Origin of the sequence: Aliidongia sp., from assembly GCF_035943795.1 — a bacterium.
Classification (GTDB): domain Bacteria; phylum Pseudomonadota; class Alphaproteobacteria; order ATCC43930; family CGMCC-115725; genus Aliidongia.
Genome location: NZ_DASZBY010000055.1, coordinates 1 through 20,911 on the forward strand (window position 1 = coordinate 1; position 20,911 = coordinate 20,911).

Sequence of the window (20,911 nt, forward strand, 5' to 3'; positions counted from 1 at the left end):
GCGGGCGACCGCCTTGGTGCCCTGATGATCCGGCGCCACGCCATGGCGCACCAGTCCGAACGGCACCGGCAGGCGTTCGATCACGTCGATCCGGCTGTCCGGTACCAGGCGCAGCAGGTGATCGGCCAGATAGCAGCCCGCAGGGCCGCTGCCGATGATGGCGATGTGGCGCATGGCATTCGATCCGTTCGAAAGAGTCGCCGCAGCCGCGGCTCTTGCTGGATTCCTGCCTCCGCGGGAATGACGATTGAGCGTGTGCCTGTACCCTCAGTTCATCCGCACATATTCATACTCGATCGGCAGCGCGTTGATGCCGCGGTCGGGCGGGGCGATCCAGGCGGCCATCTTGCCGGGCTCGGTCACCGATTGCATGAGGCTGCAGATGAAGCCGCGATCGGCATCGGTCGGCAGCCATTCGCTCTGGCGCGCGTCGAACTCCGCTTGAGCGATCGGCCGGCCGGTCAAATCGGTCGGCACGTTGCCCCAGCTGCCGTTGCTGCGGCGGAAGCGCGGGCTGGGCAAGGCCAGGCGTGCCTCGAAGCCGGCCTTCTGGATCAGCCGGTTCCATCGGGTGACGCCGATTTCGCAATCCTTGACGTAGGACATGCGCGAGACCTCGTTCATGGCGTTGCGCAGCGGAATGTTCTCGACCTTCACGCCGCCGGCGCCATCGGGCCTTTCCAGTGCGTAGGTCTGGTCGAGCGCCAGGTGATCGTCGTATTGGGCCTCGTCCGGCCGACCCTTCAGGCCGCTGGCGAAATAGGATGCGGCATTCGACGACTGGTCGGCGCCGAACAGGTCGAGGGCCGAGGAGAACCAGAAATTGATGTATTTCTGGATGGTGCCGAGGTCGATCGCCCCGGCGCGGCGGATCGATGCCGCGTCGTCCGTGCCCAGTTCCTTCATCACCTCCAGCGTCCGGCGCACGATGCGCGCGATGCCGGTGTCGCCGACGAACATGTGGTGCGCTTCCTCGGTCAGCATGAAGCTGCAGGTGCGCGCCAGCGGGTCGAAGCTCGATTCGGCGAGGGACTTCAGCTGGTACTTGCCGTCGCGGTCGGTGAAATAGGTGAACATGAAAAAGCTGAGCCAGTCCGAGATCGGCTCGTTGAAGGTCGACAGGATGCGCGGTTTGTCGCCATCGCCGGAATGCCGGGTCAGCAGCTCTTCCGCCTCCTCGCGCCCGTCACGGCCGAAATAAGCGTGCAGCAGATAGACCATGGCCCAGAGATGGCGGCCTTCCTCGACATTGACCTGAAACAGGTTGCGCAGGTCGTAGAGCGAGGGGGCGGTATGGCCCAGCAGGCGTTGCTGCTCGACCGAGGCCGGCTCGGTGTCGCCCTGGGTCACGATCAGCCGGCGCAGGGTCGAGCGATGCTCGCCCGGGACCTGCTGCCAGACCTCCTTGCCATAATCGTCGCCGAAGCCGACGCGCCGGGCGCCGTCCGGCTCGGCCAGGAAGATGCCCCAGCGATAGTCCGGCATGCGGACATGTCCATAAGTCGCCCAGCCCTTGGCATCGACCGAGGTGGCGGTGCGCAGGTAGACGTCCTTCGCCTGATAGTCGGTCGGCCCCAGGTCCTGCCACCATTTCAGGAACTCCGGCTGCCAATGTTCCAGCGCGCGCTGCAGGGTGCGGTTCGAACCCAGATCCACGTTGTTCGGAATCCGGTCCTGATAGTTGATCCCCATGATCACACCCTCTCGAAATTGAATTGCGCCTTGGAGCCGGTGCCGAAGACCTTGAGCGCGCCGTGCTCGCCGGTGGCGTTCGGCCGGACGAAGACCCAGTTCTGCCAGGCCGACAGGCGGCCGAAGACCTTGGTCCAGACCGTCTCGGGCCCGGCGAAGCGCAGGCTGGCCTCGAGGCCGGTCAGCGCGTCGGGCGACAGACTCGCGCGTTCCTCCAGCGCCAGCCGGATCTCGTCTTCCCAGTCGAGATCGTCGGGTGCCAGCGTCACGAGGCCCAGCGCCAGCGCCGGTTCGGCGGTCAGGGCCTTGCCAGTCATGCCCTCGAGCTTCGCGATTTTCGCCGCATCGTCGAGGAAGCGCGTCTCTAGCCGGCTGCGGCCGTTGACCATGGGCAGCAGGCCGAAATTTAGGCCGTCGAGCTGGATCTCGGGCGGGTTCTCGTCGCCCTCGGGCAGGGCCAGCATGTAGACGCGGTCGGCGGCCAGCGCCAGTTCATAGAGCAGGCCGGCAAAGCACGAGTCCTGGTCGGCGATGGCGTAGAGGCTGCGCGAGGTGACGTCGAGCCGGGCGAAGGTGCGGCGCAGATAGCCGATCGTCTCGCGCACCAGCCAATGGTCCCGGTGGGCCAGCAGGGTCGCGTCCGCGGCCAGCACCGCCGCTGCATCGCCGCGCGTCTTGAGCACGAGCAGGCCCAGGTCGAGCTCGTTGGTGCGCAGCAGCAGCAGCGCGTCGTCGAGCTGCCGGGCGAGCGCCAGCGGCCACCATCGGTCGCCCGCCGCCACGATCGCGTCGGGCGTCGCGGGCTGTTTACCCGTCGGTGCCGAGATCGTCAGGGTCGCGGACCGGCCGGGCCGGTCGAACCGCACGTCGACATGGGCATAGCGATAGCCGGCCTCGTCGATCATGCGCTCCAGCTTGTGCAGCTTGATGCCCCGGGCATCGGCCGGGCGGATCGAGGCGGCGGCGAGCGCGGCGGACCGTGTCTTGACCAGGGCCGGGAAATCCGCCGGCTTGGCGATCGCATCGACCAGGCCCCATTGCCGCGCGCGGTCCGCGCGGACACCGTCGGCGCTGGTGCAGAACATGTCGGCCAGGTCGCGGCGCACCTTGCGCTTGTCGACGACGCGGGTCAGGCCGCCGGTGCCGGGCAGCACGCCCAGCAGCGGCACTTCCGGCAGGCTGACGACCGAGGAGCGGTCGTCGACCATCAGGATCTCATCGCACGCGAGGGCCACTTCATAGCCGCCGCCGGCGGTCGTGCCGTTGAGCGCGGCGATGAATTTCAGCCCGTCATGGGCGCTCGAATCCTCCAGCCCGTTGCGGGTCTCGTTGGTGAATTTGCAGAAGTTCACCTTCCAGGCATGGGAGGACAGGCCCAGCATGTAGATGTTGGCGCCGGAGCAGAACATGCGCTCCTTGCCGCTGGTCAGCACGACGCAGCCCACGGCCGGATGCTCGAACCGGATGCGCTGCAAGGCGTCGTACAGCTCGATGTCGACGCCCAGGTCGTAGGAATTCAGCTTCAGCTTATAGCCGGGCTTGAGGCCGCCATCCTCGTCCACGTCCATCGCCAGGGTCGCGACGCGGCCGTCGACGCTCAGGGTCCAATGCCGATATTCCTCCGGCACCGCATCGAATGTGATCATCGCGCTTCCTCCCATTGCAGTCGGCAATGTCGTTCTTTATATGCATCATAATGCATATTTTAACAGAGGGAAGCATTATCACACATCGACACCCCTCGTCATCGCAAGGCGGAAACGACCGAGGAGCGTCTGGTTACGACGTCGCCTGGATCAGCAGTTCAAAGCTCTCCTCGATCGTCCGGTTTGCTGTATCGACCCGGGCATCGGCCTTGCTGTAGAGCGGATTGCGGACCTTCAAAATCCGCTGCAGGTCGCTCATGGCCTCGCGGTTGCTGGCCATCGGCCGCATGTCGCCCTGGGCCACGACGCGGCCCATGTGCTCGGCTGGCGAGGCGGTCAGCCAGACGGTGAAACAGTTGGTCAGCAGCATCTCGAAGGTCGCGGGCTCGGACACGAGGCTGCCGCCGGTGGCGAGTACGAAGCGCGGATGGCGCGCGATCAGGTCCTGCAGGCATTGCCGCTCCAGGCGCCGGAAACCGGCTTGGCCATAGAGGTCGAAGATGACGCTCAGGGCCACGCCGGCCGTGCGTTCGATCTCCCGGTCCAGCTCGATGAACGGCACCTTCAGGTGCTGGGCCAGCCTGGCGCCCAGCGTGGACTTGCCGGCTCCGCGCAGGCCGATCAGGGCCACATGACCGCGCCGTGCCTTCTCGGCCGCGGTGTCGAAGCGCTGCAGCAGCATCTGGCGCGCCTCGACCAGATCGCCGGCATCCAGGCGGCGCAGCAGTTCGAGCGCATGGGCCAGATCGACCGACGGGTCCGGATGTTCGTGCACCAGGGTTTCGATCGGCATGTCGAGTGCTGCCGCCAACTGCCGCAGCAGCAGGATCGAGATGTTGCCCTGTCCGGTTTCGAGCTGGGCCAGATAGCGTTCCGACACGCCGGAGTCACGCGACAGGATCTTGCGGGTCATGCCGCGCTTGGCCCGCGCCTCGCGGACGCGATCGCCCAGGCGCTTCAGGAACTCCTCGTCGGGCACCCGGTCTGGCGGCACGTAGCTGGTGGCGGAAACGGATGTGGCCATGCGACCTGTCTCAAGATGAATTATGCCGCTTGCCCAATCAGCGACATGTATTATAGTGCGTTAATAATGCCGCGATCCAGTGGGATCGTCGACCATTGTAGCGGAGGAGCCGATGACGGTCGATATCACCATCCTGGTCGGTACCATGACCGGCACCGCGGAGATCGTGGCCGAAGAGGTCCAGGCGGCGCTCGAGGCTGCGGGCCATTCCGCTGCCATCGCGGCGATGGACAGTCTCGATGCCCACGTGTTCGACCGCGGCAGCGCGTTCCTGATCGTGACCTCGACCTACGGTGCCGGCGACGTGCCCGACAATGCCCAGAGCTTCTTCGCCGCGATCGAGGGCGGCCGCCCGGCGCTGTCCCACGTGTCCTTCGGCGTGATCGCGCTGGGCGACCGCACCTACAAGGGCACCTATTGCGAGGGCGGGCTGAAGTTCGGACGCCTGCTGAGCGAATTGGGCGCACGGCGCATCGGCGAGCCGATGCTGCATGACGCCAGCGCCGGCACCATGCCCGAAGAGATCGCCGCGGAATGGGTCGTCGGCTGGGTCGAGGATCACCTGGCCCCCGCACTCAAGGCTGCCTGAACGCTCTTCCGTCGAACGCCGTCGCAAAGAACGGCCGACCGTCAATGACAAGAACAGGGATGGAGAGTGCCGATGATCGTGCTCGCAGCGACCGAGGGCGACGGGGCTGAGCGGCAGCCCGCCGGCGCCTATAACGCGGCCGTCGATCTCATCGACCGCAACCTTGCGGCAGGCCGGCAGCGCAAGACCGTCTTCATCGACGAGGCCGGCCGCTACAGCTATGGCGATCTGGCCGAGCGGGTCGACCGCTTCGCCAATGCGATCCGCACTCTCGGCGTCGAGCCGGAACAGCGCATCGTGCTGGCTCTGCTGGACACGATCGATTTCCCGACCTGCTTCCTGGGCGCGATCAAGGCCGGTGTCGTGCCGATTCCGACCAACACCTTGTTCCAGGCCGCCGATTTCGCCCATATCCTGTCCGATAGCCGGGCGCGCGCCCTGGTGGTGAGCGACGTTCTGCTGCCGAAGCTGGTCGAGGCAGCCCGCATCGCCGACTGGGACGGGCTCGTGATCGTTTCGGGCGCAGCCCTGGGCGACCGGCTGGCGCTGCCCACGCTGATGGCGCGGGCGGGTTCGGTCGCGACGGCTGCGTCGACCCGGGCGGACGACACTTGCTTCTGGCTCTATTCCTCCGGCTCGACCGGCCAGCCCAAGGGCACGGTCCATATCCAGACCAGCCTGATCGAGACCGCCCGGCTGTTCGGCCAGGGCGTGCTCGGCATCGGCGAGGGCGATCTGGTCTATTCGGCCGCCAAGCTGTTCTTCGCCTACGGGCTGGGCAATGCGCTGACCTTCACCATGGCGGTCGGCGCGACCTCGATCCTGGTCAGCGGCCGGCCGACTGCCGATACGGTCAACGAGGTCCTGCGCCGGGAGCGGCCGACCCTGTTCTGCGGGGTGCCGACGCTCTATGGCGCGCTACTGGCCTGCCCCCGCGTGCCGGCGCCGGGCGAGCACGGGCTGCGGCTGTGCACGTCGGCCGGCGAAGCGTTGCCGGTCGAGGTCGGGCGGGCCTGGACCGCGCGCACCGGCGTCGAGATCGTCGACGGCATCGGGTCGACCGAGATGCTGCACATCTTCGTGTCGAACCGGCCGGGCGCCGTGCGCTATGGCGTCACCGGCAAGCCGGTGCCCGGCTACAGGGCGCGGCTGGTCGACGAGAACCGCCGCGAGGTAGCGCCGGGCGACATCGGCGAGATGGAGGTGAGCGGCCCGACCGCCGCCACGCAATATTGGAACAACCCCGACAAGACCCGTGCCACGTTCCTGGGCGAATGGGTCAGGACCGGCGACAAGTTCCGCCAGGACGATGAGGGCGACTATATCCACTGCGGTCGCGCCGACGACATGCTGAAGGTCGGCGGCATCTGGGTCTCGCCGATGGAAGTGGAGTCGGCGCTGCTGGGCCACCCGGCGATCCAGGAGGCAGCCGTCATCGGGCTCGCGGATGCACACGGCCTGATCAAACCCAAGGCGTTCGTCGTGCTGAAGCCGGGCGTGCCGCAGGACGCAGAATTGACCCAGGTGCTGCAAGACCATGTGAAAAGCCGGCTGGCACCGTATAAATATCCGCGCTGGATCGAATTCGTGGACGATCTGCCCAAGACCGCGACGGGCAAGATCCAGCGCCACGTCCTGCGCCACCGCGAGGCTGAAGCCGCGCAACCGATGGGAGCCGTCGATCAGTGATGCCTAGGGAAACGATCCGGCAGGATTTCGCCGAGATCGATGGTCGCCGGCTGGAGACGGCCTGGATCGCGCCCGAACGATCCGGCGGCCCGACCATCGTCATGCTGCACGAGGGATTGGGCTCGGTCTCGCTCTGGAAGGATTTTCCGGCACGGCTCGCCGAACGGACCGGCTGCGGCGTGCTCAACTATTCGCGCTACGGCCACGGCGCCTCGACCGTGCTGGGCGAGCGACGGCCGGTCGAATACATGCACCGCGAGGGCGAGGTCGTGCTGCCGGCGGTACTCGGCCATTTCGGCATCGAGCGGCCGATCCTGTTCGGTCATAGCGATGGCGGTTCGATCGCGCTGATCCATGCCGGCCATCGGCCCGACGCCGTGGCGGGCCTGATCCTCGAAGCGCCCCATGTGTTCGTCGAGGACCTGACAGTCGCCAGCATCGCCGGCGTGAAGCAGGTCTACGAGACGACCGACCTGGCCGGCAAGCTGCGCCGCTACCACCAGGATGTCGACCGAACCTTCTGGGGATGGAACGACATCTGGCTCGACCCGCGCTTCAAGCTCTGGAACATCGAGACCTACCTGCCGGCGATCCGCTGCCCCATCCTGGCGATCCAGGGCGAGGACGACGAATACGGCACCAGGGCGCAGCTGCAGGCGATCGCCGACGCGACTCCAGCGACGGAGATCGCGATGCTCGCCTCGTGCGGGCATTCGCCCCACCGGGACCAGGCGACGGCGGTGCTCGACCGGTCGGCAGCTTTCATCGAACGGCTTTCGCGGGCATAACCGCATCCGGCAATCCGAAAAACCAAGAACATCGGGGGAAACGACATGACGAAGGTGAGTTACGGTGCGCTGGCGATCGCGGCGGCGGTCGGTCTTGGCGCCGTCGTGCCGGCTGCGGCCGACAGCATCAAGATCGGGGTGCTGGGCGACCAGTCGAACGTCGCAGCCGATGCCGGAGGCCTGGGCGCGATCCTGGCGGCCAAGATGGCAGCGGCGGATTTCGGCGGCAAGGCGGCGGGCATGCCGATCGAGTTCGTTTCGGCCGATTTCCTGACCAAGCCCGACAATGCGGTCCAGATCGCCCATCGCTGGTACGAGTCCGAGGGTGTCGACGCCATCACCGATCTGCCCTACTCCGGCGCCGGCCTCGCGGTCGAAGCGATCGCCGGCGCGGACAAGAAAATCGTGCTGATCGCGGGGGCGGCGACCTCCGACGTGACCGGCAAGGGCTGCAATCTCTATGAGACGCAATGGTCGGACGACACCTATTCGCTCGCGTCGGCGACCGGGCAGGCGGCGGTGGCGGCCGGCGGCAAGACCTGGTTCTTCCTGACGGCCGACTATGCGCTGGGCGATTCGATCCAGCGCGACGCGACCGGGGTGATCGACAAGGCGGGCGGCAAGGTGGTCGGCAGCGTGCGCCATCCGCTGGATACGCGCGATTTCTCGTCGTTCCTGCTCCAGGCGCAGGGTTCGGGCGCCAACGTCATCGGCCTGGCCTCGGTCGGCGCCAACACCATCGCCGAGGTCAAGCAGGCGTCGGAGTTCGGCATCACCCAGGGTGGCCAGAAGCTGGCGGGCTTCCTGATCTTCATCACCGACATCAATGGCATGGGCCTGCAGGCGGCCCAGCATCTCTACAATGCCGAAGGCTTCTACTGGGACCAGAACGACCAGGCGCGCGCGTTCGGCAAGCGCTTCTTCGCCGAGATCGGCCGGATGCCCAGCAAGGAGCAGGCGGCGACCTATGCTTCCGTGCTGCATTACCTGAAGGCGGTGGACGCCGCCAAGAGCAAGGACGGCACGGTCGTCAGCCAGAAGATGCGCGAGATGCCGGTCGATTATTTCGGCCGCAAGGGCACGATCCGTGCCGACGGCCGGGTGCTCTACGACATGACCCTCTACGAGGTGAAGTCGCCGGCCGAGAGCAAGTATCCGTGGGACTATTACAAGCTCGTGCGCAGCATCCCGGCCGACAAGGCGTTCCGCCCGCTCGCCGACGGTGGCTGCCCGCTCGCGGCGAAATAACGGCTTTGCGTCTCTGAAGCGATCAAGGCCGCCTCGATGGCGGCCTTGATTTTTTGAGATTCCGGCGGATCAGCGTGCCTGGGCGCGGCGGCGCATGACCAGCCCGAGCCCGACCAATCCCATGGCGAACAGCGCCATCGACGCTGGTTCCGGAACGTTCGCGACGTCGAACCTGACGATCATGCCGGGCGAGAAGGAAAGGCCCTGCCAGTTCACATAGAAACTGTTGCCGGACTCCGACAGCCGGTCGCTGGTCAGGCCGGCCATGGTGGTCGACGGATCGATGGTGATGGTCGGCAGGACATGCGTGACATCGGTCACGTCGAACCCGTTGAAGCTCGCCTGGCTCCAGGTCGCCGCATCATTGAAGGCCACCGTGATCGCGCCGTCGCTGACCGTGAGGTTGAAATCTCCGCCGTCGACGTTGGTAAAGGTCGCGCCGTTGGCGGTGACGACCTGGGTCTGGTTGCTCTGATAAAGCGAGCTTTTCGTCGGGTAATAGTAGGACACACCCACGGTATCGCCGATCAGCCCGGCGTGGGCCGGGGAACCGGCGAAGAACAGGAAGGCGCTGAAAAGTGCTGCTGAAATCTTGAAAGTCATTTTTGCTCTCGTTTGGAATGTGCCTGCTCTCCGTAGAGCAATCGCCGTGCCAAGAATAAAAATGGCGGAAATGCTGATGACTTGAAGAAATATCGCTGAGTTTATGTAAATAAATCCGACAATTTCCAATAATTATTAATGAAAATTAACTCCGCGGCCGGAATTTGTATTTTAATTATGCATAAATAATTGATTTAATCATAAATATTAGAAATATTTAGTCTTGATATATTTCGGATTTGTCTAAAAATCTCATCATTCAGATCTGCGCCGGGCCTTCACCACTGGCGATAGCGTATTCTGCACGGTCGTCGTCGGCAGATTGTGCCGCAAACCGTTTCAGGCTGGCCTGACCCCCGGTATTCAGCTACCGTGTTGATAGAGCGGTCAAATCCGTCGTTTCGACCTTCGCCGGCAAATCGGGGAACTCAATGTCGAATGTGGCTGGCAAGGCTTACGCCATGAACGTCCTCACGCCGATGCGGCCGTGGCGGACCTGGATCAATCGTTTCCTGTTCATGGTCGCGCGTGCCTTGCCGGAAACCCTGTCCGGACTGCTCGGCCTGTCGATCATCCACTTCGCCCGCTGGGTGATCGTCAAGCGGGACCAATGGCCCGATTGCGGGCAAGGCCGTCAGCAGCTGGCCAACGATTACATGTTGTTCTGCAGCAATTTCAACGGCACCTGGGACCAGTATATCGACGCCTTTTCGGACGGCATTCCGAATGGTCTGAACCTATTCTGGTATTCAAGCACGAAATATCCGCAGTCGATCCCGATCACGCCGTTCAAGGACTATATCCGGCACAATCAATACACGACGAACTACTATTATAACGCGACGCCGGGCTCGGCGCAGCGCGACATCAAGGCGGCCCTGCGCGTGTTCGGTGCGATCCAGGATCTGTCGGCCCAGCACGCGGGTGCGACGCCTGCGAGCTTCGCCGTCGCCTACCGCAAGACCCTGCTCACCGTGCAGAACGACCTGGGCTCGGCCGGCTACGCGCCCGAGGCAAGCCTGGATGCGCAGAATGCCGCGCTCAACCGGGCGCCCTTCGTCGCGGCGATCTGGGGCGAAAAGCTGCCGACCAGGCCGGCGCCGCCGGAGCTCACCTGGCGCCCGCGCAGCCCGTTTCGCCGTCACTGACCGCTTTCCCCGTCCCGCTGGAGCGTTGCCATGCCGAATTTCGACGGCGGCCATTATTTCCTGACTGTCCTCGCCCCGATCGAGACCGACCGGCTGGTCGAGCATGACGGCCTCCGCAGCTCGGCCGTCCATATGGTGCAGTCGACGCTCGCGACCCTGCCAACCGCGCGCCAGACCGAGGCGACGGAATGGCTGCGGCTCGGTAGCCCGTTCGCCCGATCGACCCGCACCCATTTCGCCCGCTTCGTCGTCATCAACGACACCGTGTTCAACGGCCGCGATCCGATCGACGCGCTGCGGGTCTCGCTCGTCGGTCCCAATCCGGTCATTCCGTTCGCCAACGACCGGCTGACCACGCCGTTCCTGTTGTTCACAGCCGACTTCGATGCGGCGAGCGACGATCCCGGCGAGCTTCGCTCCTACCTAGTCGACCTGTGGACCAAGCTGGAGCCGGAGCTGTCGGCGATCTTCCAATATTGCGTCGGCTTCGGCACCGGCCGGACCGCGGAGAGTTTCGCCGACTACATCATCGCCTGCCAGATCGAGACGACGATGCCGTTCAACGATTATTGGACCGGCGCGCCGCCGCTGACCTCGTTGAAGGACAAGCTGTGCACCATGGCCGGCGTCGTGGCATTGGGCGCGCTCGTCGCCGTGCCGATCCTGCATGCGTTCGGCTGGACCTGGGGCTGGTCGCTGCTGGCGGCGCTCGCTGCCGGGATCGTGCTGGTGCTGGGCATCGGCTACGAAATGGTCGAGCGGCGCGCGTCGACCCCGTTCCCCCGGGCGCCCCATTGCGACCTGCCGTCGGTACTGAAGGCGCTCTACCTGCAGCAGCAGTTCAGCCGGCTGGCGATCGACGCCCAGGGCCAGGACGACGCGACGCTGCACGCGCTGTTCGGCCAGTTCCTCGCGACCCATCGCCCCGGGGATTTGAACGGGCCCACGCAATTGCCGGGCGTGATCGGCGCTACGGGGGCCAAGGCATCATGACCCGCATCCTCGATCTCGCCGACATCCAGGGCAATGTTCTCAGGCCCTATGGACGCATGGGATTTCCCAAGGCTCGCTTCATTTTCCTGCATATCGCCGACGCCGCGGCCGGCCGCGACTTCGTCTGGAAGCTGCTGCCGAAGATCACGACCTCGACGCGCTGGGAATCCAAGGAAGCCTACCCGGGCGAGGTGATCCAGCGCAGGCCCGAGGTTACGTTCAATCTCGCCTTCACCTTTTATGGTCTGGTGGCGCTCGACCTGCCGACGGCCACGTTGGCGCAGATGCCGGCGGAATTCATCGACGGCATGGCGGAGCGCGCCAATATCCTAGGCGACCTGCGGGGCGGAAATGCCCAACAGGCCTGGGACCCGATCTGGCAGAATTCGACCGGCGACGCCAAGGTCCATGTGATGGTCTCGCTCAATGCGCAGATGCATCACGATGGCACGCCGATCGCGGCCCTCGCGACCGCCACCGCCCATGTCATGGCGCTGGCCGAGGCATCGGGCGGCAAGGTCCGCGTGCTGCCCGGTCACGGGCCGGACAATGCGCTCTACCAGGATTCCGGCGCGCTGCTCGAAGCTGCGGCCGACGGCAAGCTGCTGCCGACCGCCAAGGAGCATTTCGGCTTCACCGATGGATTCGGCGACCCAGTGTTCGACGGGCAATATCCCGCTGCCGAGATTTCGGCCGAGGCGGTCGGCGGCGGCAAGATCCTGCCCGACCAGAGCTGGGGGCCGCTCGCGACCGGCGAGTTCCTGCTGGGCCACCCCGACGAGGCCCAGGAGATCCCGGGGGGCCTGCTGCCGCCGGAATTCGCCCGCAACGGCACTTTCATGGCCTATCGCAAGCTGCAGGAGAACGTGGGCGCGTTCCAGGACTACATCGCCCGGACGGCGGTGCTTTACGACCGCGTCATGGGGTTGGGCGACGTCGAGGCGGCGCGCGAGATCCTGATGGCCAAGATCGCCGGCCGCTGGTCGGACGGCGTGCCGCTGATGGCGGCGCCGACCTTTACCGAATGGCGGGCGTTCCAGGTCCGCGAGGCCGCCGCCACCAAGGCCGGGGACAAGGCGACGCTCGCCGCCATCGAACGGTCCTACGTCGATTTCAAATACCGCGCCGATCCGGCCGGCCTGAGATGCCCGGTCGGGGCGCATATGCGCCGTGCCAATACGCGCGACATGCTGGATCCCTCCGCCAACTCGACCCATCCCAAGGACTGGAACGGCTCGGTGCTGAACAACCGGCGCCGTGTCCTGCGCCGGGGCTTGCCCTATGGCCCGACCGACCGCAGCGTCGCGCTGAACGGCGAGCAGGGCATCATCTTCCTGGCGCTCTGCGCGAGCCTGTTCCGGCAGTTCGAATTCGTGCAGCAGCAATGGATGCAGTACGGGCTCGACTTCAACCTCGGCAACGACACCTGTCCGCTGGTCGGCAACCACGGCGAGGCGGCGAAATTCGTCATCGCGGCCGATCCGGCCGGGGACAAGCCGCCGTTCATCTGCGATCGGCCGCCGCAATTCGTCGAGACGCGGGGCGGCGACTATTTCTTCATTCCCAGCATGACGGCGCTGCGCATGATCGCCATGGGCACGGTCGATCCAACCTGAAACGGGAGCACCGGGTCCATGGTCATCATCAATCTGCTGACGGCCATCGCGACCCGGGTACTGATCCTGGTTGACGGGCTGGTCGCCCTGGCCCGGCTCGCCGCAGTGGCCTTCTCGTGCCGGTCCGGCGAGGGCAGCTTCAAGCAGCGGATCACCGCCCGGCTGACCGCGCCGGACGGCCTGCGGCTGGTGCTGGGCGCCGTCCGGTCGCTACTGCCGAACCTGGTCGTCTCGCGCAAATTCGCCACGGCCTACGACAATGGCGGCTCCGCCCTGGTCACCCGCTTTACCGACGTCCAGGAGGTGCTGAACCGCGATGATGATTTCGAGGTGGTCTACGGCTCGCGCATGGCGACCATCACCGGCGGTCCGAACTTCTTCCTGGGCATGGCGGATTCGCCGACCTACACGCGCGACGTGTCCAACATGCGGCTGGCGGTCCGGCGCAGCGACGTTCCGGGCATGGTGGCGCCGTTCGTCTCGACCGAGGCGGCGGCCCTGGTCGCGGCGGCGCCGGGCCGGATCGACGTGCCGCAGGATCTGACCCTGAAGGTACCGGCGCGCCTGCTCGGCGCCTATTTCGGCACGCCCGGCTCGTCGGAACAGGCGATGATCGACTGGACCACGACCATGTTCTGGTACCTGTTCATCGACCTCAATGCCGATCCGGCTTTCGACGCCAGGGCCGCGATCGCCGCCGAAGGCTGCCGCGCCTACCTCGACCAGACGATCGCGGCACGCAAGGCGGCACCGCTCGACCAGGACGACGTGTTGCAGCGCTGCCTCGCCATGCAGGCGGCCGGCCTGCCGGGCATGGACGACCTGGGCATCCGCAACTATCTGATCGGCCTGATGATCGGCCTGGTGCCGACGACCTCGCGCGCCAGCGTGCAGGCGCTCGACCAGCTGCTCGACCGGCCCGACGCGCTGGCCGGCGCACAGCGCGCGGCCCTGGCCGACGACGACGACCTGCTGGGCCGCTACGTGTTCGAGGCGCTGCGCTTCAACCCGGTCAATCCGGTGATCTATCGCCGCGCCGTGCGCGACACGGTCATCGCCCGCAACACGCTGCGCGCCCGGACGATCCCGCGCGCGACCATGGTCTATGCCGCCAACCTGTCGGCCATGTTCGACCGGCTGCAACTGCCGGAACCGGACAGCTTCCGGGTCGATCGGCCGTGGGAGGATTACATCCTGTGGGGCTACGGCCTGCATACCTGCTTCGGCGCGCACATCAACCGCATCGCCATTCCGGCGCTGCTGAAACCCCTGCTGAAGCAGCGCGGGTTGCGCCGGGCCGATGGGCTGGCCGGCCGGATCGACACGGCTGGCACGCCGTTCCCGGTCCATCTGATGCTGGAGTTCGATCGGGCATAGGGGGGAGATCCCGACCGTGCACTGACCGGTGCGCTGCCGGTCAGGACGACTGCCGCGCCATCTGATCCAGGCCGTAGAGCGCTGCGCCGTACAAGGCGGCATGGCTGGTGATGACCTTGACCGGGACGTTGCCCAGTAGGTCGGCGAAGCGCCCCTTGGCCAGGAAGGCGCGCATGAAGCGGCCGTCGTCCAAGGGTCCCAGGATGCGCGGGGGAATCCCCCCGGCCAGGTAGACGCCGCCGGTCGCGAAGATCTTGAGCGCCAGGTTGCCGGCCTCGGCGCCGAGGATCGAGATGAAGATGTCCAGGGTCGCCGCGCACAGCGCATTTTCCGGATCTTCCAGCGCCGCCTGCAGGATGAGCGGCGTGCGATCGGGCGCCTTCGCCAGTTGCGCCGCGAAGGCGGGGGCCTCGGGCGCATGGTCCGTGTCGCGCAGGAAATCATAGATGTTGGGCAGGCCGCTGCCGGAGCAGACCCGCTCGTACGCCACATGGCCGTAGCGGTCGACCATGTAGGACCAGAGGCGGGACTGCGTCTGGTCGGCCGCGGCGAAATCCGCGTGACCACCTTCCGACGAGCAGGCGACATACTCGTGGCCGCTCCAGATCAGGAACGCCTCGCCCAGCCCTGTGCCGGGCGCGATGATCGCGATCGGCGCCTGTGGGTCGGCTTTCCCGGCGTTCAGCGTATGCAGTTCATCAGGCCGCAGATGGGGCACCGCATAGGCGATCGCCTTCAGGTCGTTCAGCAGCAGCACCCGCCCGAACCCCAGGGAGCGCTGGAGCGATTTCTCGTCGAGGGTCCAGGACAGGTTCGTCAGGCGCGCTTGGCCGCCGATCACCGGTCCGGCGACGTCGAAACAGGCGGCGTCGATCGGATGCTCGATCCCGGCCGTGAATTCCTGCACCAGCGCTTCGAGCCCGGCATAGTTGGCGCTCTGAAATTCGGCCTGGACAATCGGTTTGCGGGCGCCGGCGTCCGGTGCGTACACCGCCAATTGGGTTTTGGTGGCGCCGATATCTCCCGCAAGCAGCATGCGCCTTTCCCCCAGGCCAAGTGACGAGCTTCGGAAAGCAGCGACCGATCTCGATGGGAGAACGCGAAAAATCCGGCTTTCGATCCCGGGACGCGGCCGCTCAGTGAGCCGGCTGGCGCCGCTGCTGCTCGGCCGCCCGGTCGAGCGTGGCACGGTCGTTGCCGTGCTGCTTGATCAGCGCACGCGCTGCGGCCCGCGTCAGCCCATGCTTATGCGCGAAATCATCGACCTCGTACGTCTCGCCGCCGGCGACCTGTCGACGGTCCGCAGCACCGGTCTTGGTCTTGTCGTCGGTCATCAGGGCCTCCCGGGTTGTTCGGCGCCTTATGGCGTCTCGCACGGATCGAACGCGTCCGTCGGTGAGAAGGGTACGCCCGATTTGCCATATCTCGCTGGTTAATCGGCGTGCGCGCAGCGAATCGGGTTCCAGGCTGCGCGGCAGTGACGGCACGATCAAGAGATTCACCGGCGTAGCTTCAACTCGAAGCGGTGCTTTGCGCGGGGGCTCGATCAGCCGGTATAGGACCGATGATTGGAGGACGCGTTATAAGCTGCAATTCAGCATCTGAGTGAATACTCAATCGGGCAGGGATGACGAGTGGGGAGCTTACCGGGGGCGGTCATCGTTCGCGGGCGATAAGGCGAATTGTGCGCAAGGCCTCTCAATCAGGATCGGACTCAAAAAGATGTCGTTGGCTCCGCTTGGGGCGATGCCTGGTGTCATGGCTTCCCGCCAGTGAGGGCATCGACGGCCATGGGTGAAGCGAACATCGACCGGGCGCTATGGCCAACGCCGGGCACTTCGACAAGCCGCCAGCCGAACGGCCAGGCGTGTTGGCGGGCAAGCTCCTCGGCTTGATGAAAGGCGCGCTCGCCTCGTTCGAACCGCGTTCCTCCCTGCTTTTCGGCGTCAGCATCGTCGGCAAGATTTTTCGATCCGTGATCTTCCTGGCCCAAGAAGATCGTGACCGGTGCCGCAACGTAACGCTTCAACATCTCCTCGGCCGATGGCATGCCGCCAAAGCCGTAGGGCGGGTCAGCGTCGAGACTCGCCAGTACATGCGTCGAAGGATTCGCAATGACGATGCGAAGCGCGTCGGATGGGGCGTATGCAGCCACCCGACTGAGAAACTGCGCACCGGCCGAATGCCCGACTAGGTAATAGGGCAGGCTTGGCCGGTTCTCTTGCTCCCGAAGCCAGCCGACCAGTTGCAGCACCAAATTTCCAGTCCAGTCTGCGCTATTCTGGATGGCATGCCGGTAAACGATGCCGCCATGCTGGTATCGCCAACTGGGAAATCGTTGTTTGTCAAAAAACGGAGCAGCCACAATCAGGCAAAGCTTGTCGGCCAGCGGCTTCGCGTGATCCCGATATGTGTCTGCGTTGCGATCGACCCCGTGAAAGACGATCAGGAAGCCTGTCGGGACGCAATCCGCTGGACGGTAGGTATAGACATCCAGAGGCACGCCAAGCGGCGCCATCTGCTCGCCCGATCCAGTCTCGATTTTGGCTGCGTTGGCCGCTCCGACGGCCGCGAACCATCCAACCGTGCCGATGATTCCAAATTCCCAACCTCTGAGAACTCTGCGTCTTGCCATTGTCAATCCTGCCCGATGCCAGGCATCCTTGGTGGAAGCCCAGATGTTCTACGGGGCGACGGAGCTTTCCGTCCACGCACTTGCGTGCACTGTGATCTCAGAAGACAACTGCGCAAGATCCTCCTCCAAAGCGGTCACCAAGCGGAAAGCCCGCGACGATGAAAATTCTCCTCGCCTTGGCCTTGCTGTGTGCCGGATTGACGGGATGCACGCTGCCCGATCGGGGCGCCTATGAGGAGTTTATGCCGCCCAGTGGCCAAGGGCCGGTGGTCATTCTCCTGTCCGGGAGCAGTGGGCCGCCCACCTATGTGTTCCTTGCGAAGAACCTCGCCGCGCTCGGCTATTATGTCGTGCTGATCGACGGCCACAGCTTCCTCGCGGAAGACGCGCGGGGCGATGAAAATCTCCGAAAAATGATCGAGCGGGTCCAGCATTCTCCCCATGCCGCTCCGGGAAAAGTTGGCGCGGTCGGTCTGTCCCTGGGCGGCGGAGATGTGCTTGTGCATGCCAGCACGCAGCCCGACCTCGTTTCCGTGGTCGTGGCCTACTATCCTGCGACCGGAGAGATTGAGAACAAAGACGACCTCGTTCGCCGCTGGTCGGTGCCGACCCTGGTCTTTGCAGGCGATAGCGACAACGCGGTCCGGCAGCATGGTTGCTGCCTGATTGGCACCATCGAGGCGATGGCGACCTCGGCAAGAGCGCGCGGCGCCCCGTTCGATCTGGTCGTCTATCCCCGCGTTGGGCACGGCTTCAATCTAGGCTTCGGCAATTTCGATCGCTATGCCACCGAAGACGCCTGGCAGCGGATGGTCGCCATGTTGCACCAGCATCTGGGACCGTAGCGCGGGCCGGACGACCCATCCTGACCATCAAGACTTCGGCAACCCGCAAGTGGAAAGCCTTGAATGGCGGCTGCCGAAGATCGTTGCAGTGGCATCATGGTTTTCCAACCGCGAGTGCCATGCCCGAGGGCGAACTGGTGGCGTTCCGGCCGGACGGGGCACTTCCTTCGAGTTGCTCAAGGAAGCGCTGGCGAGAAAGCGACCGGCGACCTGACGTTCATGGCCGGGCTGCTCGTCCGCGACGGCTGGGGCCTGCGGCCGCGCCGCCCGGGAGATCGCAGCCGGCGCCTGAGAGGCTTGCTGCGGATCCGCCCCAGCGGGCGCCACGAGAGAGTCGCTTCCGTCTCCCACCGTGTGGCGCGTAGTCACGAGATCAGGGGGATCATCACAAAGCGGCTCGACGTTCGGCACCGGGCAGGCCCACAGCGATGCCTGGCTGAAGATCAAATGTGACGGTCAGCAGGAACTGGTGATCGTCGGATTCGACCGTGAGCGTACCCTCGAAGTGAATGGCGATGCCCCGATCCTCGTAGCGAAAGCGGTTCCTCTCCCGGCAGGTAGCGTCCACGGCACCGACCAGCGCGGCCGGCAAGGTGCCTCGGGATGCCTGCACAAGGGTGTCCTCCAGGCCAAGCTTGAAGCGCTCTGCAAGGTAGCTATCGACGGTGTCGGACGGGTCGGGCAGCGGTGCCTCCTAGGTGGACGGGAGGTGGCCGATGGTAGCAGCGAATGAGAACGGATCAGGAACCATTGCAGGGTCGATAGGCCGATGTCATCCTCGCGGCGTTGCTCGATACGCGATCATGGGAGCAATTACGTGGGTCGGGAAATTGAGAATGCGGACAAGGACATTCGGTTTGGTTGTGGTTTCAGCTGCCTTGTCGGCCGTGGGCGCCGAGACCCTCTGGCGATACCTGCCGATGACGGTCCCTGGCCGCCCTGACACAACGGCACAAATCAATTTCATCATCGTGGCATTGGCGTTCGTCGGCTCGTTTTGCGCGTCGTTGATTTTCGTGCGGAAGGGCGACCGATCGCTCGCATGGGCGTGCGCTTTCGTCCTTCTCGCTGACGGCTTTGCGGTGCTGATGTTTAGCGTGTTCCTCTTAGGTAAACTCGCGATCAATGTCGCCACCACTCGTCCGCCTCAATCGGTTGGACAGGCCGCGTTGTCTGTCGTGCTGGGGCCACTCGCCATCCGTCTCACCATGAACAACGTCATGGGCACGTTGCGGCCCCCGATGGCGGACGACTGATGCCCGAGGGTCCCCACGATTTCGCCTATCTGAAGGATCGTGAGCGTCAGCCGAGCACCGCTGCGATGGCAGGCGAACCCGCTTTAATCAGGCCGGGGCTTCTGTCCGCTCGGATAGGGGACCAAACACAGCCGAGTGCCAGTACTTTCCCGGGTCGCGAAACCAATGACGGTTCCTTGGCGTCTCGAACTTAGCCAATTGGCGCATATTGACGCCGTAGCGTTGGCACAGGGCCAGGAGTTCCCGAAGTTCGTCTTTTAGCGGCTTGCGTTTGAGATAGACCACCAATCCTCGGCGGCCTTCACCCGCATATCTTTCGACACAGGGGATTCGGCCCAACCATTCGAAAAAGGCCCGCTCGTCGTTGAAGTGATAAAAGATGACCCCGGTATCCATCTGGGTGAGCGTGAGAAACGCCTCGGTCATATCCTCGGAATCTTGCTTCACGCCCGCCTCTTAAAGATGCCTTCGACCAACTGCGCTTGTCCCTTACTAAGCGGCCAGCTTGGCAGTCCGTCGGTTCCAGTTCCAGGGGAGAAGTTCGCCGAGCCGATTGATCGGATGGCCCTTGGCCATGCGGTCGATCACGTCGGCCAGATAGGCCTGCGGGTTGAGCCCGTTCAGCTTCGCCGTCTCCAGCACGGTGTAGAGGATGGCGGCCCGATCGCCACCGGCGTCCGAGCCCAGGAACAGGAAATTCTTTCTGGTGATCGAGATCCCGCGCAAGGACCGTTCGTCCGGATTGTTGTCGATGCCGATGCGCCCGTCGGCGACGAGCCCGGCGCCATGCTCTGCGCCAGCACCCGCAGCTTCTCCTCGGGGCTCCAGCGGCGCCGACGTTCCGGGCCGCTCAGAACCTCGCCGCGCAGCTCCGAAGCACTCGTACGAGCACTTCGAAGCACCTCCCTATCGATATTCGACACGTCGCCCATTCGCCCACCACTCAAGCCGAGCGACAAGCATGCCGATCAAAAGCGTCCTGAGAAGGCGTGGGCTGGCTGACGCTTACGGCTGTCAGCACTTCTCCCTGGAGTTGGAACCGTTGGGCTGACAAGCTGGCATAGGCATCTGAAGCATCGGCAGAAACGATCATGGTGACATTTCACGCCTAAACTGGAGAGGTAATGGATCTCGACGATCCCCAATGGTCTCATCTTTGTGGCGGCTATCGTGTTCCGTACGACCCTCGCAAAGCCTTCCTCGCGCTGGAACGGGCCGACGAGACCGCCAGTACCTGGGAAGAACTCTGGACCGAACTTCATCACCAGGGCGATGTTGGGGAGGCTTCGTATGCCGCTGTCCCCCATCTCGTTCGTATCTATGCCGCTCGGGGTATCGCCAATTGGAATACCTACGCACTCGTCGCCACGATTGAGGAGTCGCGGCGCAGCGGCCATAACCCGGAACTACCAGCCGATCTTCGCGATGCCTATGTGGCTGCTTGGGGTGAACTGGTCAAACTAGGACTTCGTGAATTGGAGGCGGCACGCGAGCCCACGCTCGTCGCCAGCATCATCGGGGTCATCGCATTCAGTAAGGGGCAATTCACGCTCGGTCGATTGGCGGTCTCGTTCACGGAAGACGAGCGTCAGGAAATGCTCAAAACGATGGGATGGGCCTGACAAACGGAGAGGCCTCCGATCACGCCACGTGAATAGCTGACGTTTACGACCGGGGCTACATATGTCTCGATGGTTTCCGACTTGTGCCAACGTCTGCCGGCGCAGGTGTAAACAGTAGGATCGCAAAGGCGCGCCAAAGC

General features: G+C 64.7%; 21 protein-coding genes and 1 pseudogene. 11 read left to right on the top strand and 11 right to left on the bottom strand.

What is annotated here, in order from left to right; all coding sequences use genetic code 11:
* The 4 genes from VGV37_RS09640 to VGV37_RS09655 form a co-directional block, all read right to left on the bottom strand.
* Positions 1-174: NAD(P)-binding protein (locus tag VGV37_RS09640; RefSeq protein ID WP_326879481.1), on the bottom strand; the 174-nt coding region annotated here is incomplete at its 3' end.
* A gap of 93 nt (positions 175-267) precedes the next feature.
* Positions 268-1,692: a benzoyl-CoA 2,3-epoxidase subunit BoxB gene (gene boxB, locus VGV37_RS09645; protein WP_326879451.1), complete on the bottom strand. Its 1,425-nt coding sequence runs from the start codon at positions 1,690-1,692 to the stop codon at positions 268-270.
* Positions 1,693-1,694: 2 nt separating this feature from the next.
* Positions 1,695-3,338: a 2,3-epoxybenzoyl-CoA dihydrolase gene (gene boxC, locus VGV37_RS09650; RefSeq protein ID WP_326879452.1), complete on the bottom strand. Its 1,644-nt coding sequence runs from the start codon at positions 3,336-3,338 to the stop codon at positions 1,695-1,697.
* A gap of 133 nt (positions 3,339-3,471) precedes the next feature.
* Positions 3,472-4,362 (bottom strand): helix-turn-helix transcriptional regulator, encoded by an 891-nt coding sequence (locus tag VGV37_RS09655; protein WP_326879453.1) that lies wholly within the window; start codon positions 4,360-4,362, stop codon positions 3,472-3,474.
* Positions 4,363-4,474: 112 nt separating this feature from the next.
* On the opposite strand from VGV37_RS09655, the gene VGV37_RS09660 reads away from it, so the two are divergent.
* From VGV37_RS09660 to VGV37_RS09675, 4 genes are all read left to right on the top strand, one after another.
* Complete coding sequence (locus tag VGV37_RS09660) at positions 4,475-4,951, top strand: flavodoxin domain-containing protein (RefSeq protein WP_326879454.1); 477 nt, start codon at positions 4,475-4,477, stop codon at positions 4,949-4,951.
* 72 nt (positions 4,952-5,023) lie between these two features.
* Entirely contained in the window at positions 5,024-6,640 is a 1,617-nt protein-coding gene (locus tag VGV37_RS09665; RefSeq protein WP_326879455.1) for a benzoate-CoA ligase family protein, read from the top strand.
* Positions 6,640-7,428, top strand: coding sequence for an alpha/beta hydrolase (locus VGV37_RS09670; protein WP_326879482.1), 789 nt, complete (start codon positions 6,640-6,642; stop codon positions 7,426-7,428). Before VGV37_RS09665 ends, VGV37_RS09670 begins: the two co-directional genes overlap by 1 nt.
* 45 nt (positions 7,429-7,473) lie before the next feature.
* Positions 7,474-8,676, top strand: coding sequence for an ABC transporter substrate-binding protein (locus tag VGV37_RS09675; RefSeq protein ID WP_326879456.1), 1,203 nt, complete (start codon positions 7,474-7,476; stop codon positions 8,674-8,676).
* Between the two features lie 69 nt (positions 8,677-8,745).
* Here the strand turns inward: VGV37_RS09675 and VGV37_RS09680 are convergent, their stop codons facing one another.
* On the bottom strand, positions 8,746-9,279 hold the full coding sequence (locus VGV37_RS09680) for a PEP-CTERM sorting domain-containing protein (RefSeq protein ID WP_326879457.1): 534 nt from the start codon (positions 9,277-9,279) through the stop codon (positions 8,746-8,748).
* Between the two features lie 431 nt (positions 9,280-9,710).
* Here VGV37_RS09680 and VGV37_RS09685 point away from each other — a divergent pair, with 431 nt between their 5' ends.
* The 4 genes from VGV37_RS09685 to VGV37_RS09700 are packed head-to-tail and all read left to right on the top strand — an operon-like array spanning position 9,711 to position 14,413.
* Positions 9,711-10,427 carry a hypothetical protein gene (locus VGV37_RS09685; protein ID WP_326879458.1) on the top strand — a complete coding sequence of 239 codons (717 nt, stop codon included), beginning with the start codon at positions 9,711-9,713 and terminating at the stop codon, positions 10,425-10,427.
* A 30-nt stretch (positions 10,428-10,457) separates the two neighbouring features.
* The gene (locus VGV37_RS09690) at positions 10,458-11,420 is read left to right on the top strand and encodes a hypothetical protein (protein WP_326879459.1); all 963 of its coding nucleotides are present in this window, start codon (positions 10,458-10,460) and stop codon (positions 11,418-11,420) included.
* Positions 11,417-13,036, top strand: a complete 1,620-nt coding sequence (locus tag VGV37_RS09695) for a hypothetical protein (RefSeq protein ID WP_326879460.1) — start codon at positions 11,417-11,419, stop codon at positions 13,034-13,036. Before VGV37_RS09690 ends, VGV37_RS09695 begins: the two co-directional genes overlap by 4 nt.
* 18 nt (positions 13,037-13,054) lie before the next feature.
* On the top strand, positions 13,055-14,413 hold the full coding sequence (locus VGV37_RS09700; RefSeq protein ID WP_326879461.1) for a cytochrome P450: 1,359 nt from the start codon (positions 13,055-13,057) through the stop codon (positions 14,411-14,413).
* A 40-nt stretch (positions 14,414-14,453) separates the two neighbouring features.
* Here VGV37_RS09700 and glk read toward each other — a convergent pair whose 3' ends face one another.
* From glk to VGV37_RS09715, 3 genes are all read right to left on the bottom strand, one after another.
* Positions 14,454-15,449 carry a glucokinase gene (gene glk / locus VGV37_RS09705; RefSeq protein ID WP_326879462.1) on the bottom strand — a complete coding sequence of 332 codons (996 nt, stop codon included), beginning with the start codon at positions 15,447-15,449 and terminating at the stop codon, positions 14,454-14,456.
* A gap of 100 nt (positions 15,450-15,549) precedes the next feature.
* The gene (locus VGV37_RS09710; protein ID WP_326879463.1) at positions 15,550-15,747 is read right to left on the bottom strand and encodes a DUF3606 domain-containing protein; all 198 of its coding nucleotides are present in this window, start codon (positions 15,745-15,747) and stop codon (positions 15,550-15,552) included.
* Positions 15,748-16,169: 422 nt separating this feature from the next.
* A complete protein-coding gene (locus VGV37_RS09715; RefSeq protein ID WP_326879464.1) occupies positions 16,170-17,048 on the bottom strand; it encodes a hypothetical protein in 879 nt (292 codons plus the stop codon).
* A gap of 158 nt (positions 17,049-17,206) precedes the next feature.
* Here VGV37_RS09715 and VGV37_RS09720 point away from each other — a divergent pair, with 158 nt between their 5' ends.
* Positions 17,207-17,893 carry a dienelactone hydrolase family protein gene (locus VGV37_RS09720; protein ID WP_326879465.1) on the top strand — a complete coding sequence of 229 codons (687 nt, stop codon included), beginning with the start codon at positions 17,207-17,209 and terminating at the stop codon, positions 17,891-17,893.
* A 385-nt stretch (positions 17,894-18,278) separates the two neighbouring features.
* Here the strand turns inward: VGV37_RS09720 and VGV37_RS09725 are convergent, their stop codons facing one another.
* Positions 18,279-18,485 carry a hypothetical protein gene (locus VGV37_RS09725; protein ID WP_326879466.1) on the bottom strand — a complete coding sequence of 69 codons (207 nt, stop codon included), beginning with the start codon at positions 18,483-18,485 and terminating at the stop codon, positions 18,279-18,281.
* A gap of 244 nt (positions 18,486-18,729) precedes the next feature.
* On the opposite strand from VGV37_RS09725, the gene VGV37_RS09730 reads away from it, so the two are divergent.
* Positions 18,730-19,149 carry a hypothetical protein gene (locus VGV37_RS09730; RefSeq protein WP_326879467.1) on the top strand — a complete coding sequence of 140 codons (420 nt, stop codon included), beginning with the start codon at positions 18,730-18,732 and terminating at the stop codon, positions 19,147-19,149.
* Between the two features lie 87 nt (positions 19,150-19,236).
* Here the strand turns inward: VGV37_RS09730 and VGV37_RS09735 are convergent, their stop codons facing one another.
* Complete coding sequence (locus VGV37_RS09735; protein ID WP_326879468.1) at positions 19,237-19,596, bottom strand: hypothetical protein; 360 nt, start codon at positions 19,594-19,596, stop codon at positions 19,237-19,239.
* Between the two features lie 45 nt (positions 19,597-19,641).
* Positions 19,642-19,917 (bottom strand): annotated as a pseudogene (locus VGV37_RS09740) (transposase domain-containing protein); the annotation flags it as partial.
* A gap of 356 nt (positions 19,918-20,273) precedes the next feature.
* On the opposite strand from VGV37_RS09740, the gene VGV37_RS09745 reads away from it, so the two are divergent.
* The gene (locus tag VGV37_RS09745) at positions 20,274-20,771 is read left to right on the top strand and encodes a hypothetical protein (protein WP_326879469.1); all 498 of its coding nucleotides are present in this window, start codon (positions 20,274-20,276) and stop codon (positions 20,769-20,771) included.
* The last annotated feature ends 140 nt before the right edge of the window (positions 20,772-20,911 follow it).